This is a genomic window from Nocardia sp. Marseille-Q1738 (assembly GCF_965283145.1).
The window spans coordinates 238,736-255,325 of record NZ_CBDIMS010000011.1 but is presented as its reverse complement, the minus strand read 5'-3'; the positions used below and the strand labels follow the sequence as shown (position 1 = coordinate 255,325).

The 16,590-nt window shown below is 65.6% G+C and carries 19 protein-coding genes; 9 read left to right on the top strand and 10 right to left on the bottom strand.

Annotated features, from left to right (window positions below):
* Positions 1 to 349: 349 nt before the first annotated feature.
* From ACWPXK_RS30560 to ACWPXK_RS30520, 9 genes are all read right to left on the bottom strand, one after another.
* Positions 350 to 1,252 carry a hypothetical protein gene (locus ACWPXK_RS30560; RefSeq protein ID WP_454199632.1) on the bottom strand — a complete coding sequence of 301 codons (903 nt, stop codon included), beginning with the start codon at positions 1,250 to 1,252 and terminating at the stop codon, positions 350 to 352.
* Between the two features lie 57 nt (positions 1,253 to 1,309).
* Positions 1,310 to 3,754 carry a hypothetical protein gene (locus ACWPXK_RS30555; RefSeq protein ID WP_454199631.1) on the bottom strand — a complete coding sequence of 815 codons (2,445 nt, stop codon included), beginning with the start codon at positions 3,752 to 3,754 and terminating at the stop codon, positions 1,310 to 1,312.
* 47 nt (positions 3,755 to 3,801) lie between these two features.
* Positions 3,802 to 6,330 (bottom strand): ATP-binding protein, encoded by a 2,529-nt coding sequence (locus ACWPXK_RS30550; RefSeq protein ID WP_454199630.1) that lies wholly within the window; start codon positions 6,328 to 6,330, stop codon positions 3,802 to 3,804.
* A complete protein-coding gene (locus ACWPXK_RS30545; protein ID WP_454199629.1) occupies positions 6,330 to 6,863 on the bottom strand; it encodes a hypothetical protein in 534 nt (177 codons plus the stop codon). Before ACWPXK_RS30545 ends, ACWPXK_RS30550 begins: the two co-directional genes overlap by 1 nt.
* Positions 6,860 to 7,120, bottom strand: coding sequence for a hypothetical protein (locus ACWPXK_RS30540; protein WP_040775570.1), 261 nt, complete (start codon positions 7,118 to 7,120; stop codon positions 6,860 to 6,862). Before ACWPXK_RS30540 ends, ACWPXK_RS30545 begins: the two co-directional genes overlap by 4 nt.
* 16 nt (positions 7,121 to 7,136) lie before the next feature.
* Positions 7,137 to 8,141 carry a conjugal transfer protein gene (locus ACWPXK_RS30535; RefSeq protein WP_454199628.1) on the bottom strand — a complete coding sequence of 335 codons (1,005 nt, stop codon included), beginning with the start codon at positions 8,139 to 8,141 and terminating at the stop codon, positions 7,137 to 7,139.
* Positions 8,142 to 8,209: 68 nt separating this feature from the next.
* Complete coding sequence (locus tag ACWPXK_RS30530; RefSeq protein ID WP_454199627.1) at positions 8,210 to 9,334, bottom strand: GAF domain-containing protein; 1,125 nt, start codon at positions 9,332 to 9,334, stop codon at positions 8,210 to 8,212.
* Positions 9,335 to 9,706: 372 nt separating this feature from the next.
* The gene (locus tag ACWPXK_RS30525) at positions 9,707 to 10,600 is read right to left on the bottom strand and encodes an ROK family protein (protein WP_454199626.1); all 894 of its coding nucleotides are present in this window, start codon (positions 10,598 to 10,600) and stop codon (positions 9,707 to 9,709) included.
* Positions 10,601 to 10,650: 50 nt separating this feature from the next.
* Entirely contained in the window at positions 10,651 to 11,103 is a 453-nt protein-coding gene (locus ACWPXK_RS30520) for a hypothetical protein (RefSeq protein WP_454199625.1), read from the bottom strand.
* A 266-nt stretch (positions 11,104 to 11,369) separates the two neighbouring features.
* Between ACWPXK_RS30520 and ACWPXK_RS30515 the strand changes: the two genes are divergently transcribed.
* From ACWPXK_RS30515 to ACWPXK_RS30500, 4 genes are all read left to right on the top strand, one after another.
* Positions 11,370 to 12,101 (top strand): MerR family transcriptional regulator, encoded by a 732-nt coding sequence (locus tag ACWPXK_RS30515; protein ID WP_454199624.1) that lies wholly within the window; start codon positions 11,370 to 11,372, stop codon positions 12,099 to 12,101.
* A 25-nt stretch (positions 12,102 to 12,126) separates the two neighbouring features.
* The gene (locus ACWPXK_RS30510; protein WP_454199623.1) at positions 12,127 to 13,140 is read left to right on the top strand and encodes an asparagine synthase C-terminal domain-containing protein; all 1,014 of its coding nucleotides are present in this window, start codon (positions 12,127 to 12,129) and stop codon (positions 13,138 to 13,140) included.
* A gap of 178 nt (positions 13,141 to 13,318) precedes the next feature.
* Entirely contained in the window at positions 13,319 to 13,783 is a 465-nt protein-coding gene (locus tag ACWPXK_RS30505) for a hypothetical protein (RefSeq protein ID WP_454199622.1), read from the top strand.
* Positions 13,783 to 13,926, top strand: coding sequence for a hypothetical protein (locus ACWPXK_RS30500; protein WP_454199621.1), 144 nt, complete (start codon positions 13,783 to 13,785; stop codon positions 13,924 to 13,926). The genes ACWPXK_RS30505 and ACWPXK_RS30500 overlap by 1 nt, the downstream gene beginning before the upstream one ends.
* Before the next feature lie 271 nt (positions 13,927 to 14,197).
* Here the strand turns inward: ACWPXK_RS30500 and ACWPXK_RS30495 are convergent, their stop codons facing one another.
* On the bottom strand, positions 14,198 to 15,358 hold the full coding sequence (locus tag ACWPXK_RS30495) for a helix-turn-helix domain-containing protein (protein ID WP_454199620.1): 1,161 nt from the start codon (positions 15,356 to 15,358) through the stop codon (positions 14,198 to 14,200).
* Between the two features lie 219 nt (positions 15,359 to 15,577).
* Here ACWPXK_RS30495 and ACWPXK_RS30490 point away from each other — a divergent pair, with 219 nt between their 5' ends.
* Genes ACWPXK_RS30490 through ACWPXK_RS30470 form a run of 5 tightly spaced genes read left to right on the top strand, consistent with a single transcriptional unit; the run spans position 15,578 to position 16,580 of the window.
* Positions 15,578 to 15,703 carry a hypothetical protein gene (locus tag ACWPXK_RS30490; protein ID WP_454199619.1) on the top strand — a complete coding sequence of 42 codons (126 nt, stop codon included), beginning with the start codon at positions 15,578 to 15,580 and terminating at the stop codon, positions 15,701 to 15,703.
* Positions 15,700 to 15,897: a hypothetical protein gene (locus tag ACWPXK_RS30485; protein WP_454199618.1), complete on the top strand. Its 198-nt coding sequence runs from the start codon at positions 15,700 to 15,702 to the stop codon at positions 15,895 to 15,897. Before ACWPXK_RS30490 ends, ACWPXK_RS30485 begins: the two co-directional genes overlap by 4 nt.
* On the top strand, positions 15,887 to 16,027 hold the full coding sequence (locus tag ACWPXK_RS30480) for a hypothetical protein (RefSeq protein WP_454199617.1): 141 nt from the start codon (positions 15,887 to 15,889) through the stop codon (positions 16,025 to 16,027). The genes ACWPXK_RS30485 and ACWPXK_RS30480 overlap by 11 nt, the downstream gene beginning before the upstream one ends.
* Entirely contained in the window at positions 16,024 to 16,152 is a 129-nt protein-coding gene (locus ACWPXK_RS30475; protein WP_454199616.1) for a hypothetical protein, read from the top strand. The genes ACWPXK_RS30480 and ACWPXK_RS30475 overlap by 4 nt, the downstream gene beginning before the upstream one ends.
* Entirely contained in the window at positions 16,149 to 16,580 is a 432-nt protein-coding gene (locus tag ACWPXK_RS30470) for a hypothetical protein (protein WP_454199615.1), read from the top strand. Before ACWPXK_RS30475 ends, ACWPXK_RS30470 begins: the two co-directional genes overlap by 4 nt.
* Positions 16,581 to 16,590: the final 10 nt, after the last annotated feature.

The window sequence follows — 16,590 nt, the reverse complement described above, 5'->3', positions numbered from 1 at the left end:
ACCCGGCACCACCTCACCCGGCACCGACTGACCAGGCTGACCCTGACCAGGCACACCCGCCTGACCCGGAACACCCGGCGACCCAGCCGAACCCGGAACACCCGGCTGCCCAGGCTGACCAGGAACGTCCGGCTGCCCAGCACCATTCGACTGCCCCGCACCAGGTGCGCCATTCGGCTGACCAGGTCCAGGCGACGGAGCACCCGGTTGCCCGGGTGGCACCGTCCCGGGCCGGCTGCGCGGATTCCCCGAGCGATCCGACCACGGCGTCACCGGAACGGGCGGCGCCTCGACGTCTTCGCCGGGTTCGATCTGCGGCTCTACTTCGGTAGGTGGCATCGTGTACTGGTCACATCCCGCTGCCGAGGACTCGCTTCACCCGCACGTCGTTGCTGCTGGGGATGGCCAGCTCCACGAATCCGCCGGTCCCCGGGTCGGCAGTGACGAGCTGGGTGGCGCTGACGGCGATTCCGACTCGGGTGGGCGCGTTGTTCCGGTAGTTCCAAAAGACCAGATCGCCGGCCGACACCGCGGAGGGATCCACGCGCTGGCCGCATGCTCCCTGCGCCGCAATGGTTGTCGGCAGCACGAGCACCCCCGGGCCGGAGGCATCGGATTGTCCGCACGCCCGCCGAACCGAACCGCTTGGTTGCCCTGCGGCCTCCCCGGGGGGTGGCGCCGCTTGACCCGCGGCAAGATCACATCTCCCCGTCAACTGTGCGGCCGAGGCCCGGTAGATGACCGATCTGGTGAATTCCGCGGCGCCCCCGCGGCCACCGGTGCCGCTATCGGCCCCGCTCGCCGACGGCGTCGTCAGCTCTGTGAGCGCAAGCTGACGCGCACACTCGGCGCCGATTCCCGAACTGCCCGTGAGCAAAGGGGGACTCTGGTAAGGCGCGTCTTTCAGCGCCGTGGCGCAGGCCCGCTGCCAGTCGGATGCGCTGGTGTCGTCCGGTGCGATGGTCAGTTCCGCGAACGGATTCGTGGTCGGAGCGGTGGACACACCGGCCGCCGGTGTGCTTCGCGCAGTCGGCAGCGACGCGGCCGAGGCGCGACTCGGAGTCACGGTCTGGGAGGGATCGGGCCCGACCGCACTGTCGCACTGGTAGTGCAGGTCCGAGGCGATCGATGAGGTCGCGCCGCCGACTACGAGTACCAGAACGACGATCACTCCGAAGAGGCCCGTCGTGACCGCCAACACCAGCCACACCCAGGCCGGGATCATCGCGAGGACCACGAGACGACTGATCATCGAGAGCCTTCCTGTGCGATTCGACCTGTTGCCATACGCTCCGAATTCCGGTGCCGATCAGGAGTGTTGATATCTGAGATCGTCTATTAAATTCCGCGGTATGGTGGGCAACGGGCGCCTAGGATCGGGTTGCGCGAGCGAGTTAGCACCCGTGCTCATCTTCCCTTGTTGATATTGGATTGTCTGGGTTCCGTTGTCGATCTCGGCACGCAGCACCCGAACTCGTTCGAGGTTGGTCGGATCCTGTGCCACCCAATTGGTGGCGGCCTGGATTCGAAGTGCATGCTCGTTGGTGATCCATTTCCCCAACCGGTCCGCTTGGTTTCGCGTGAGGTCGAGACGATGGCCGCCGTGTTCCAAGGTGATACCATCCGACATATCGCCGGCCGCAATTTTCTGCAGTTTTGTAACAAATTCCATTTCAGGTTTCGAGACATACGATTTGCCGAGAGCTTCCAACGCCGGGTCGTTCCGGAGATCGACACCACCGGGGAAATCGCCTCGGTACCGATCGACGACGGCCTCCAATGCATGGAACCTGGCCCTCATCATCTGCGGATCATGACCGTTCACCAGTTCGTTCTCGAAAAGCCCGTGAGCGGCAACGACATGTCCGATGTGACCCGACTGAAGCGGCTCTTTATCAGTATGCTTGATGACATCCGTTGTGGCGTTCCAGGCCCGATGCAAGTCTTTCTCCCTGACACCGGCCAACTGGAGGGCGAAGGGGATATTGGACGTGAGACCTGTCATATGCACGACATTCTGCGCGGCGAACGCGGCTTCCCTCTGCGCACTAGAGCCCAACCCAAGCCTTTGAGCGCGGCGTTTGGCGCGTTCGAATCCATCCCGGGCCGTATCCGCGTAGTGCACTTGTGTGTGCACCCCCGCGTGTGCAGCCGCTCGCAGGTCCTCGGTCATCATGCCCCGCGCCTTGTTCTTCTTTTCGAGCTGGTCGAGCCAGGCCCAACGACTGAGTGGGTTGTTGCGGCCGGCGAGCCAGCCGGTGATCGGCGAGCTGTTGATGGTGGTGGCCGCAGCGAGCATCCCGAGCGGGCCCATCGAGTTGTTCGCGTTCGCGTTACCCATACCCAGTGCCGTCCCTCCGCCACCACCACCGGCACCGGCGCCCTGCGCCGACAGGCCGTTCTGTACCGCCATCGAGAACCGGTTGGCAATCCAGTCGTTGCCGCCGTCCAGACCCTTGCTGAGGCGCCGCAGCTGCACGATAGCGACGATCTCGACGATCGCCCCGATGACGAACACCGCCATGACCTGGCCACGTGCCTGTTGGAACAGACTGCCCATGAACAGCTGGTATATGCCCAAGAAGATGACAAAAACGGCCATCCGAAACGCGGAGATGAAGCCGTGGACCACGCACCGGACGGTGAACGTCTGCGTCGGCCCGTATACGAATCCGCCAGCGGCGAAGCCGAAGATCGTCATGAACCCGTAGTAGATCGTGTCCAGTGCAGCCCAGATGATCTTGATGGCCATGTACACGGCGAACAGAAGCAGGATGATCGCGCACAGCAATAGCAGCAGTCCGGCTCCGATCTGACCTACGCTCGGATTATCGGCCGCGGCATAGGCGGCACTGTCGCCGCACGCCTTCAGCCCGTTCTTGACCCGGTCTTCATCACCAGCCATGACACCAGCCGACCATGCCGCCTTGCAGGCCGGCCGATCGTCCACCACATGCCCGAAGTTCCACACCTGCAATGGAGCCCGCATGAAATTGTCGGCCCCGCTCACCTGTATCGCGGCCACCACTTGCTTCGAGTCCGGATTACTGTTGCCGTTCAAGCCGGCCGCAACCGAGATACCGAGGTCACGCCCCTGCGCCAGCAAGCCGTGCGAAGACAAGACCTCGGCCAGCGGATCGGACAAGAACACCGGCCCAAGGATCGCCACTCCCACCATCGTCACGACCTGCGCGGTGGCCTTCGCGGAATAGCCGCGCACGATGAACCACCCCACAGGGACTGCACCGATCGTCACGAAGGTCACCAACACCATCGGCGTCGCGATCTGCGCGGTGAGGTTGTCGGCCACGCCGCGCAACGGCGCGGCGAACATGTTAAGCCACCCGAAATCCAATGCTTCAGCGGGCAACCAGACGAATGTCGTCGTAAGAGGGTGCCATATCGCGAAGAAAAGAATGATCAGGCTCCACAACACAAGCTTTCCGAGGTCCAGGCTCCACACACTGCCGCGATTGCTTACGAACATGTAGCTCGAAACATTGACGCCGGACGAGTCCTTGATATCCATCCATCCGAGCGCGCTGTTGGGCGCCGCCGCCGGCGTGACGGTACTGGTCTGCGCCATGGATATTGCAGAGATGAGGCCTGGGAATACGAACACGACGAAAAGGGCGATGAGAATCCAGGCGGTCCAGCGCCGACGGCGACTCGCCGCAATCCAGGTACGAAATCGCCGGAACACCGCCTGCGGCCGGTAACGCTCCACATCCCAGAATTGCGGTTCCCAGGGCATCCCGAAAGAAGGCTGATCTGATCGGATACTCGGCAGGAGACGAGAACTCATGGCCGTACCGGTCTTTCCGAAAGGGCGGAGCGAAGGCCGGCGACGCTGGTCGGGGTGCTGGTGATCGCCGCGGCGCGGTCCGGACGCGCCGGGCCGAGCACCTTGCCCCGACCGATGCGGTTCAGCGCGTCACGCATGAACATCTCACCGCGACGCTCCTCTGGCACCTGACGCCCGGGACCGACCGGAGGCGAGGTCTCTTCGCGGAGGATCTGCAACAAGAAGGGCGCTTCCTCCAGATCGACGCCGAGCCACTCCAAGCTGTTGCGCGCCAAGGTTTCGTCGCGCTGCCGGAAGATGAACCGGTTGGGAATGAGGTTGTGCGCGGCGCCCTGGAAGTCGGTAGCCGGATCGTGCGAGGCCAGACCGATCGCGGCCAAGTGCTTGCGGCCGTCGCGACTGAAGTCCGAGGTGACCGCGGCGCCGACCTGCGTTTGCGTGAAGTGGTGCGCCTCGTCGCCGACAAGGAGGCCGAACCTGCCGTTGTCGTTGAGAAACGCCTCCCGCGCCGCGACGCCGACCAGCTCGTACAGTGCGGTGCCGAGCCGTTTGGTCAGCGGCAATCGGTTGTACAGATGCGGGGTGGTGAGTTCCTCGGCCGTCGGCAATTGCAAGTTGTGGCTGCGCACAACGGTCGCGGCGGCATCGAGGCGCAGCGGTCGCAGCTTGGGGTCGAACAGCACCGGCACCCGCTCGACCACGGTGCCGAGCCGCGCCGCGAGATCGGCGTACTCTTCTCCCTGCCCCGGGTGGTCCCGTAACCGGCGCACGACATGGAACAGATCGAGCAAGCTCTTGATTCCGTGCTCGGCCATGCCTCTCGGCGACAGCAGATTGCTTACCGCGGCGCCCGCGCCGGAGGTCGGTGACAGGTCGAGCAGCGGCAGGATCGAATCCAGCGCGCGTTCGCCCGCGATCCGCGAGTCGAACAATCGCAGCGGGTCCAGCGACACCGTGGGATCGGCCAGATCGATGATGACCGCGTCATCGATCGACTGCGCGAAATGCTCCCATTCGCCGACTTGACTGCGGTCGATGGCCAGGAACTGCCCGCCCATGTCGTGGACGAGCACCGCCATCAGTTTGAGGAAATACGATTTGCCCGAACCGAGTTCACCGGTCACCGCGAACGAGGCGGACAGGTCGTGCAGCGCGGCCTCCATGATGCCGAAGTGGATCGGCTCGAAATGGCCCGACAGCAGGTTGACCCCGATCACCGGCCCGCTGTCGTCGCCGATCTGACTGGTGGTGAACGGCACGAAACCGGCCCACATATCCGAGGGGAGGATATGGGCGAAATCGTCGAATGCCCGGCGCGGCTGGCTACCGGGAATGAACATCGACCACAGGTCGACTTGCGCGCCGACCGGCGCGGTCATTTCGACCTGGAACCGTTTGTAGCGGCGCTTGAGCGTGTTGACCGCGTCCATGGTGGCGTCCCGAGAAGGCCCGCCGATGGCGATGACGGTGGTGAACGACACCTCCGATTCACCGCCGTTGACCTCGAAGTGGTGGTTGTACTCGCCGAGCATCTGCGCCTTCGAGGTCAGCGTGTTCTGCGCGAACGAGATCTCCTGGTCCCGCTGATCCATCTGCTCACCGAGCCTTCGCAGACTGAGCTCGTTGTTCTTGAGCACCTGATCGGCGGGTTTGGTAGAGATCCGCATGGCCCAGTCGACGGTGACATCGCCGACGCCCTCGAGCACGTTGAGAAACTCGCTGCCGCCGGGAAATGACATGCCCGCGTACGGGAACGAGTGCGGTGTCAGCATCGCCTGGTAGGACGGACGGTACTCGTAATCCGGCTGCACCACCTTGATCACGGGGACGAACGACGGCCGGATACGCCGGTTGCTCTCGGCCTGGGCGCCCTCGTCGAGCGCGGCGGAGCGGAACACCGCCGCCGTCGCGTCGTCCAGCGCGCCCGCCCGGGTCGGTGCCACCGGGTCGCCTGCCGCACCGCGGGAGAGATAGTGCTCCCACAGCCATTGGAACAGGGCGGCGGGCACCGGCACGGGATCGAAGTCACTGCCGACCCTGGACAGGATCTCGTTCGCCTTCTCGTCGTAGGCGTCCAGGTCGGCCCGGGAGATCGCCGTCGCGTCGATCGTGGCGGTGCTGCCGCGCCACAGGCGCGACAACGAGGAAATGCTGGAGTTGCTGGCGCCGACCGGGATCGACAGCAGGAAGATGCGCGTCTGCGGCATGATCGCGTTGACGCGCTCGTAGGAGGCGACCACCTCGTCCGCGTAATCCTCGCACTCGTCCAGGTCGACGCCCTCCACCATCTTGGTGAGCACGTCGATCGTGTTCAGCCGCGCCTGGATGCCCAGCAGCAGCGAGCCATTCGGCAGGTTGGTGACCAGCGCGTGATGCGCCGCCTTCACGTCGTGCTTGTCGCTGGCCTTGCGCAATCCGTAGCCGAGCGGATTGATGAAGTAGGTCGCGGTGACCAGACCCGAGTGGGTGAACTGGAGGTTTCCGCGAATCGCCGCGGTGGGCTGCAGATCTCGTCCGAGTGCCATCAGGGGAGTCCTCCGGATGCCGGGCCGTCGCCGTTACCATTCAGTCGCCGCCACAGGCCGACGCCGTTGCCGCCCGCGGCGACCGCCTCGATCATCCGGCGATCGGGCTTCGATTCGGCTGCCGCGGCCACACCCGGGCTGTCGGGCAGCAAAAGGACCACGGTCTCCTCGATGAACATGGTGTGCCGCACCGAGTCATCGTTGATGGGCATCCCCGAGGCGGACACCGGCTTGCGGTTGACGATGAGCCTGCCCAGCCACAGGGCCCGCGAGGTCATCCGTACGCCGGTGTACGGCACGAGTCCGACCGCGAAGACGGAAACAATGGTCAGCGAAAGACCGGCGATGAAGGTGACCGCCGGGTTGACCGGAAAGGTCATCGCGCTCACCGACGTGATCAGTAGCAACACCGCGCCGGTGCCGACCTGAGGCAGGGTGTAGGGACCGAACGGGAGTTTCTGCCCGTTCTGTGCCTTGCCGATCATCGTGGGAACACGTTTGATCGGCGTGAACACCTTGATTACCTGCGTCACCGATAACCGCCGACAGGGTGATCAGGAACGATGAGGTTCGCATCGGTACGCGCGTAGTTGATCGTCGTAGGCAGAATCCAGATCACCACCCCGGCCATGATCCCCGAGAAGAAGACGACGATGATCCTGGCTGGAGACAGTCTGGATTTCGCCCCTTCGGAAATCACCACTCCGATGGTGATAATGGCGATGATGATCAGCCCGCCCCATCGGACAAAGATCAGGATGCCATAGAGGATGTTGCTCAGATTACCCATCGGGCTGCCTCTCTGATCAATTCTGTGTCGCCGGCGGAATCTGCACCGACGTCGAGGGTGACGAGGTCGAAGTGGGCGGCGCGCCGCCGCGGGAATCCTGGCCAACGACCACCGCCAGCGGACTCGACAGGGCGGGAATCGGATCGATGGACGCCACCTGCCACTGGCCGGCATTGCGGATCATCGTCAGCGGGTAGGCCAGCGTGGCCGTGGCGCCGGTATCGGCTTTGGGGTTCACGGTGGCCAGCACTTGGGCCTTCGCGGCGGAGGATCCGCAGCCCGAGTCATCCGCACTGAGCGAAACCAGCTCGACAGCGGTGAAGGGGGCCGGTTTCAGCGCGGCCAAGCCGGCATCCGGTGTGGTGTAGCGCGCCACGTCACCGGTTCCTGCCAGTAGGGCGCCAAGGAACCCCGCGGCCACCTGCGCCAGCGGCGTATCCGCTGCGCAGGGTGAGCCATAAGCCAGTTTCAGATCGACGCCCTTCGCGGGGGGTTCGACCACCGCGGGCACCGACAGCGCACGTAATCGTCCGTCGGACACCGACACCGCGACCCGATAGAACTGCCGTGTCTCCGGAGCCGTGGCCGCGCCGCTCTTGCCGACTCGGACCGATACCGTCACCGACCAGACATCCAGTCCACCGGTCGATAGCGCGCGAGAGACATAGACGACCGACGGGTCGGACACTTGTCGCGCGGACGAAGGCAGCGCGATCTGCTGATTGGAGCCGACGAATTCGCCGATGCGATCCTGCTGGCCCGCAACGGCGGTGAGATACGTGACGACGAACTGCTCGGCGAACGAACCCGCCAACTGCGCACGTCCCACAATTGCCGTCGTCGAATCGTCCGACGGCGCCGGCGGACCGGAATCGAAGACGCTGAGAATCGCGTGGCCGCCGCCGAGTACGGCGAGCACCGCGAGCACCGCGACCACCACGTTGTCGCGACGGCGGCGGGCGGCCATCCGGCGAAGCAGCGCCTCACCCGAATCTACCTGCCCACGAACCACTGTCCTCACTCCCGAAATGGTAGAGAGCACAGGCCTTCCCAACCGGCCGGTAGTTCCCAGCTGTGGGAATCAAACAGTCAGCAGGCCGGGCTGCTTTTCATCCTGCCCGCAAGCCAATGCCGCAATTGTTCGTCATAGCCGATCGGCGCGCTGCGCTGCCGCGGCTCGACGACTTGGCGATGAGTTTCCAGCAGCGGAACGTCGTCGGCGACCCGCACCAGTTGCGCGATCGCGAGCTGCCTGCTCGAGTACCCGGGGTACGGGTACAGCAGCAGGGATGTCGGTGTGTACCCCCCGCCGTAGTTGAGCACCCGCAGGGTTACGCCCGCGCTGTCGCCCGAACGCAGCCGGTCGCCGAGTTCCACCAGCCGAGGCCGGTCATCGGGGTGGAACACGTCGACGGGCCGGAAGAGATAGTCCCAGCGCACCCATGGCGCGGGATCGGTGAGCCAGTGCGAAATGCTGGTGCGCTCGAGCTGGATCACGGCCAGATGCGTGCCCGCGCGACGATGGGCCTCACGCAACCCGATCCGCTCCAGAGTCGGCCACGCCGACGGCGCGTTTTCCGAGGTGACATCCTCGATCAGCAACCATGCGCCGCGGGTGCGTTCGTCGTCGCGGGCACGGATGGTGATCCGCCACTGCGCCGGACGGCCGAAGCCGTGCACCACGGTGGTGTCGAACTGCATCCGGTCACCGGGTTTGGGGTCATAGAGCAGATCGAGGACCTCCGCGTGCCGATCGAAGCTCGACACCCGGTGGAACAGCTCCGCGATGGACATCCTTGGCACGTACTGTTCGGCTGTGCTGCCGGACAGCCGCGTGATGCCGCTCGGCTGCTGGATGGTCTGACTGCTCAAGTCCCAGATTGCGCCCACCGCCGGGCGCAGCACCGGCACCCGATCGGCGGCCGGACCGAGCCACAGGCGCACCGCGTGCACGTCACCCGCCGGGCCGAAGACCGGCCGGATGAGCAGTTGGTGCCGACCGGTGCGCGTCTGGATGGCCAGGTCGACATCCTGCGCTTGGTCATGCGCCGTACGGATGGCCTCGGTCAGTCCCGCGGTCGTGAGCTTGTCGTAGAGTGCGGGTGCTTTGGACAGCGTTCGCTGCAACACCCGCTGCCAGTTCGCGAATTCACGCGGTGCATCCCCCACCGACGCGACGGACATGCCGTCCGGCGCCAACATCTCGATCGTCACCCATGGAATCACTGCGCCACTTCGCTTCGCACTTGCCCGTACCAGCCGTTCCTCCGGATCCGCCTCAATCCGGATGAGACATCATGTGACTCAGGCAATGTACCGTTATTTAGCGGCGCAATCAACTCGTAACGCTCAACCTTGATTCCTACGAAGTCTCCATCATGTTCATCGGACACGCCGCAGCGTGTTCATTTTGTTCACGTTTCGTTCAGCCGACCAGGCCCGCAGACGGCACGCAGTCCGGCGGCACATCGCTCGCAACCCGACCGCACGCCGGCGCGGGAGACCCACCGGCTTCCACCCGGCAAATCCGGCGGGCGTTTCCGAAACCTTTCTCACACAGCGCATTAAGCGACTGTGAGGTTGCGATCAAGCGCTCTGCGCGCTGAGCGCTAGCACACCGGCACCGGCAAGCAACGCGACGTCGCCGAGCTGCGAGGGAACGACGCGCAATCCCGGCAGGAAGCTCAGCCTGGCATGGGTGGCGACCGCCTCGTTCAGTGGTTTCCACAGCACCGGACCCGCTTCGGCGAGCGACCCGCCGAGTACGACGAGATCGATGTCGAGCAGTGCGGCCACCGACGCGATCGCCCGGCCGAGCGCAGTGCCCGCCCGCTGCAGCGCGGCGGCGGGGACATCTTCCCCCACACGGGCGGCTTCCACCAGCTCCGCTACCGAGGTACCCGCCCACCCTTGCTCCCGAGCCCACCGCACCGCGGACGCACCCCCCGCGACCGCTTCCAGACAGCCGCGGCCGCCACACGAGCAGCGATCATCGAATCCGGGGACCAGGACGTGCCCCACATTTCCCGCATTGCCGGTCCGCCCGACGACGGTGAATCCGCCCACCATGACACCACCACTGATGCGAGTGGACACGGTGATGGCCATCGCATCCATCACCGAACTCGTGGCACCGTAGGCCTGTTCGGCCACCGCGAGGCACACACCATCCACCGCGAGCCGAACCGCGGCCGAGGGAAACAACTTCCCGGCGGCCTCCACGATGCCGAAACCCGTCCGCCACTCGCGAACTTCCGCGGGTGCCACCACCCCCGCCGTCATATCGATCGGCCCGGCGGAGGCGATGCCGAGAGCGGTGACCTCGGCACCACCCGCGGCCTCGAGCAAGATCTCCCGGCACCGGTCCCATGCGCCGGAGGCAGGGACCGGAATCTGTACGACGTCGTCAGTGCCGACATCGTCGGCGATTCGGCTCGCCGCGAACCTCGATGAACCGATCTCCAACGCCAGCACTGTCATGACTTACGCACCACCAAAGGACTCGATGCCAAAAGGTCCACGCAGCATAGTCACAGGCCGTCGGTGCCAGTCGGTTTGAGGGGTTGTCCGAGCACGATGTGCCTGCGGGGCGCGGGAAGCGTGGACACGGCCCGGAGCGGGCGCGGCCCGTTGCGGATGATGCGCATGGGGCGTTTGTGGTCGATCGGTGCGGCGCGGTGGCGGTCCAAATTTTCGATGACGCTGCCGGAGTTGTCATAGGCGACGCCCGCCCAGATCATCGCGCGGGGTCCGTCACCGCGCGCCGTGAGCGTCTGCGCCAACTGGCGGCATTGCACGAAGAGGGGGCAACTCTGGCAGGTTCGCACGGCTGACCGCCAGGCATCCGGATTCCCGGTGTCCATGTCCCAGTTGTCCGGGACGTCGGCGCACGGGGGCCGCTGGTTCGACTTTGCCGGAATCGACGAGATCTGCGCTGGCGCAAAGGATCCCGTGTCCATCGGAAGGGTTCGCGTAATGCTCATAGCCATCTCCGGAGATGCCGAGGGCACACCTGTGGCAGGTGTTTGGCCCATGGATCGGACGGTCATCAGGGCTGCTCAACAGTCCCCGGAACCCAGCCGCGATAAGCTGGTCTACGCACGGTAGCCCACTGTTGCCCAGCACACAACACCTTGTGCCGCTATGTAACGGCTCGTTGACCTTCAAGCAACACCCAGCTACGTTTTTAACGGCACGTTATGAAACGGCCCATTTTCCACGGGGGCCCGACTATGGTTTCCTTTTAAACATGGCTGCAGACTCTGAATTCACGATCGACGAACTGGCACGGGCAGCCGACACCACCGTGCGCAGCGTCCGCGTGTACCACGAGCGAGGTCTCCTGCCCTCGCCGGAGGTGCGCGGGCGGATCGGGTATTACGGGTCGGACCACCTCAACCGGCTGCAGACCATCAGCCGCCTGCTCGGGCGGGGCATGAAGCTGAACGGGATCAGGGAGCTGCTCGAGGCCTGGGACCGCGGCGACGGGCTCGCGGACGTCCTCGGTGTGAAGAACGCGGCCGCGGCCGCCGCCGCCGAAGCGGAACCGGAAGCCACCACCGAACCCAACGACGACTATGCCGAGTTGCCGGAGTATGCCAAGCAGGCGCTGGCCGCCAGCGACGATCCGCTCGAGGCGTACCGGGTCACGAACCCGCGGTGCTGCGATCTGGCCACCCGGCTCACCGACACCGGACTGCCGATGCGGGACACGTTCCAGTTGGTCGAACGTCTGCGCGCCGACTGCGATCGCATCGCCGACCGCTTCGCCACCGAGCTGTTCTACCGCCTGGCGGGGCAGACGTACGAGGAATCCGCGCGGACGCCGCGCGATCGCACCAAGCTCGAGACCGACCTGGCGATCGCGCGGCTGATCGTCACCCGCGCCACCTCCGAACTGATCGATCAGGCGTTCGCCAGGCACTCCGAACTGCCGCCGCCCTCGGTGGCCTCGGGCACGCCGGCACCGTCCGATCGGTGACGGCGCAGCGGTTCACGCCGGTCAGGTGAACGACGAATCCCACTCGGGGGCGCAGACTTCCGAGCCGATCCAGTTCGTCACCGACATACTCGGCGACCTCGTCGCGGCACCCGATCCCTCGGCACGGACCATCACCGATCCCGGAGTCGCGGCCGGACTCATCGCGGAGGAGACCCGATCACGCGTGCGCGCGGTGATCGAACGCTTCGACGGCGTCCCGGCGGTCCTGCTCAGCGGCGGGGTCGACTCGATCTATCTGGCCGCGGTCGCGGTGCGCCTCGGCGTCCGGCCACACGCGATCACGATCGTCACTACCGGTGACACCGACGCGACGGGAGCGGTACGGGCCGCGGCGGCGCTCGGACTCCCCCACGATGTCATCCGGCTGACCGAGGCCGAAGTGGTCGACCTCGCCCGCGATGCCATGCACAGGCTCGGCACCTCAGAGCTGTGGGAGGTGGCGGCGGGCATCCCCCTGCTCGCGGCGCGACGCAGCCTCGACCGGCTCGAGCGCGTCGGCGCCATCCTCACCGGCTCCGGCGCCGACGCGATCTTCGGCGGTGGCCGGTCGCTGCGACACCCACTGCACTCCGCGGCCGCCCGCGAGGAACTCGACCGCCTGATCCGTGCCGAGTCGGCGGCGAACTTCCGCTACCGGCGGCTGGTCCCGCATTTCCATCCGGCACTGTTGAATACTTACGCAGACAAACTCGTTCACGTCTTTCAAACGGTGCGGTGGTGGCGGCTGGCCGAATGTCTCGCGCCCCCAGCTTTGTTCGGGGAACACAATGGCCGGCGAATCGACAAACTCGCCTTACGCATGGCCTGTGCCGAAGAGTTGCCCAGCGGCGCGGAAGATCTCGCCTGGCGGGCGAAAGCCCCGATCCAACGCTCCTCTGGCCTGTTCTCCGCACTCGCCGCGGCCGCACGCACGCACGCGGCGAATCTCCCTGGGGCACGTACGTATACCGATCCCATGACCGAAGACGCCGAAGCGGTCGCCATCCGGCTCTACCTGACGCTGCTGAAGCAGAAATGAACGCGGCTGCGCCGCCCGTGTCGCGAACGGTGATCGAACGATGGTCGGGGTGACAGGATTTGAACCTGCGACCCTCCGCTCCCAAAGCGGAATAGCCGGAACAGTCCGGCCAGGTCAGAGGCATATTTCCACCGGACTGTAGGCCAAGTTGTGGGCTATGAGTCTTCGGAGAATGCCCATGACCACCCTCGAACCCGCACCCGCCCTCTCCCGATGGGAACTCGGATCAGCCGGATACCGAATCCCCAGCCCCGCCGAGGACACCGTCCGCGACCCCGCCTACATCTACGCCCGCATCCGGCACGCCCTCCAGCGGGCCGAGCAGAACCGCAGCAATTCGCGGGTCGATCCCGACACCGCCGAGCTGATCGCGCTGAAGGTGTGGCTCGGAGACCTCACCGACGACCTGAAGCTCCACACCGCCGCCGCCGACGAGTTGCTGCAAGCGCTGCGCGCGGTCGCTCCGGACCTGCACTGGTGGCGCGGCGACTCCCTCTTCGGCCACACCCCGGATGCGGAAACGGCGCAGAAGTGCGCCACCCGGCTGCGGTTGCGGGAGGCTCGCCGCAGCTACAGCGGTGAGCGGGTGTGGCGCGGAGTGTATGAGGGGATCAAGGTCACCGTGCACGGACCGGCGCAGTGATGGACTCGGTAGTCCTGACGTTCACCGTCCCGGAGCAATGTCGGAACACGTTCCCCGACGAGCTGGAGTTGCTGACGGACTTCATGGGGCCGCTGATCGGCTGGCTGGAACGCCACGGCGGAGGGATGCGAATAGGCCAGTAAAACGCAAGAAAGCCGCCCCGGAGTCGGGGCGGCTTTGTCATGTGCGGTCAGTCCATTGGCGGCGGTTGGTCCGGCACTCTAACCCGCCTCGTGGGGAAGACGCCGTTCTTCTCCATCTGCTCGGCCGTCACGGGCGGTCCGACCGGCTGGAGGTCAACCCCACCAAACGGGAGCAGGCGACCGATTACCCGCCACATCCCATCCTTACCCAGGTCCCACAGGTCATCATCGGCAGGCTCGACGTACACGCCCGACTCGGTCGGTAGTTCCATCAGTCCTTCAGTCCCGCGTAGTTCGCCAGCGCACGCAGACTGCCGCTCGCGCGCCGCTGCTGACCGGCCGTCGTCTGGATCGTCGCCTTCACCGCACGACTCTTCTGGAAGTACTCCGGCGCTGCTTCCTTCGCGTTCACCAACGCCTCGATCGCCAGGTCAGGATCGCCCGCGCTGAGGTGCGCGCGCGCCTTGTCGATCCAGAAATGCGCCTGCCGCTCCCGCGGGTACCCGCTCGGCAGAGTGGTGGACTCGGCCAACTCCAGAGCCTTCGGCACACGGCTGAGGTCGACGGCCGACGACAACTCGAACAGCTTCACATTCGTCGGCCCAACGACCGTGCCGAGCACCTGACGGTCGCCCACCCGCGCGGCGAGCTGGTGCGCCTCGGCGTAGTGCGTGTCGGTCGTGTCGGCGTCGTAGGCGGTCGACGCCAGTCCCGCTCGGCGCATATGTAGAGCACAAAGCACCGCAGCTGCGGTCTCGTCGGCCGCGAGCGGCTCCACTTCGGCGATTGTGCGATCCGTCAGCCGGACCGCCTGCTCGGTGGCGCCGACGCGGGCGAGCGCTGCGGACTTCACGTATTGCGTGGTCGCCAGCAGCAGCGGATCGTCGGCCTGCGACGCTGTGCTGACCATGTAGTTCGTGGCCAGCAGCGACAGGTCGTAGTGGCCGGTCTTGTGCCCCAGCGTGTTCGCTGCCCGCAACGCGGACGTGAGCAGCGCGTACGCAGGGGCGCCGTCGCGGAGACCGGCGACGAGCAGCTGGTCGACGAGGTCCGGAAGGACATCGATGATCTTCCCGTATGCCGCGGCATGACGCCACTTACCCACCTGCTCGACCTGCGGGCGGAGCACCCCGAGCGGCTCCGCCTCGATGTCGGGCGGGAATTCGACCGCTGCCAGGACTCGCCGCACCGTCGGCGCGATCCGGTCGATCTGCTCGGCTTCGCTCTCGTCGCCGTACAGCTTCGACGCGTCGACCCCCAATGCTTGGGCGACGATGCCGACCCACACTGCGGTGGGTGACTTCTTGCCGCGCTCGACGTGTGCGAGGTAGTCGCGGCCGACGTTTGCCATGGCGGCCAGCTGGTGCTGGGTCAGGCCACGGATATTGCGGATGCGGGCGATGTTCGCTCCGACATCGTCTGTCTTCTTCACGCCGTCAACGGTAGCACCGGCAGAAAGCACAATCAGAGCACATTCAAGTCTTCACCTGCTCTTAACGTCAGATTACGCATCCGAAGTCCGGCTCGGGCCGACTCCCGACTCGGCCCATAGGGTGCGGCAACCGGATTCGATCCCGGTTGTCCGCGACCGGGTCGGCTTCGGGTGCCCCCAACCCAACAGAACACCACACGCGCCGGGGGTATAGCCCAAATGCCCGAGTATCTGCCCATCATCGTCATAGCCATCGCCCTGCTGATCCTGATGGCGATCACCTATCTAGCGGCCTACCTGTGGCCCGAGCCCGGTCCGCACCGCACCGACAGGACCGTCCGGTGACCGCCACGCAGGCCGACGCCGACCAGTGGCGGCACTTCCACCGCAACTGCCACCACGACGGCATCTTCCGGTCCATCGAACAGGCCCGGTTCGTCGCGAACGTGCACTCCGGCCACGGGCCCACCTGCCTGCAATACCTGTCGGCATCGGCCTACAGCCAGGGCTCAGGGGATGGAGCCGACTATGCCGACTGACGAGCTCATCGACCCGGATCTCCCCCAGCGGTCGCCGTTTACCGGGCCGCCGTCCGACTATCCGGGGGCACCGGTCGAAACGGTTGAGGTGTTCGCCGAGGCCATCCGAGAGTGGGCGGAGCAGTCATGATCGGATATTACGAATCACTGGTCGACGGGAAGATCTCGATCGTGGGCGACGACGGGCACATCTACAGCCGCGAGGAGTACGCGGACCTGCTCACGGACGCCGCACGAGGGGAAAGAACATCATGAAGATTCGGTCTATCGTGACCGCGGGCATCGCTGTGTTGGCGCTGGTCAGTGCCGCAGTCGAAGCTCCTTCGGCCGCCGCTGAACCCAACGGTTCCAGGTCGTGCAGCTTCAGCTTCTTCGATGGAAGGCCGCAAGTTCAGGCCAGGCACGGCAATAGCGCCGTCATCGGCGGCGGTTACGCGCACTGCGTGCCCGCACCCCGAACGTTCCACGTCAGCCTCACCCTGGAGTTCAAGACAGCCGGTAGCGACTGGGAGGTCCGTGGCGCGGCGCAAGACGGCCAGATTCCCAACCCGCGGCTCAACCTCGCGGCGTGGGCTCCGTGTGAGCCCGGAGCGTGGCGGGTTGCCGCTACGATCTGGACCGAGGAGTACGGCGAACCACAACGGTTCAGCACTCGGACACCTGCAACTATTCTCAACTGCTGAGGAACCGGAT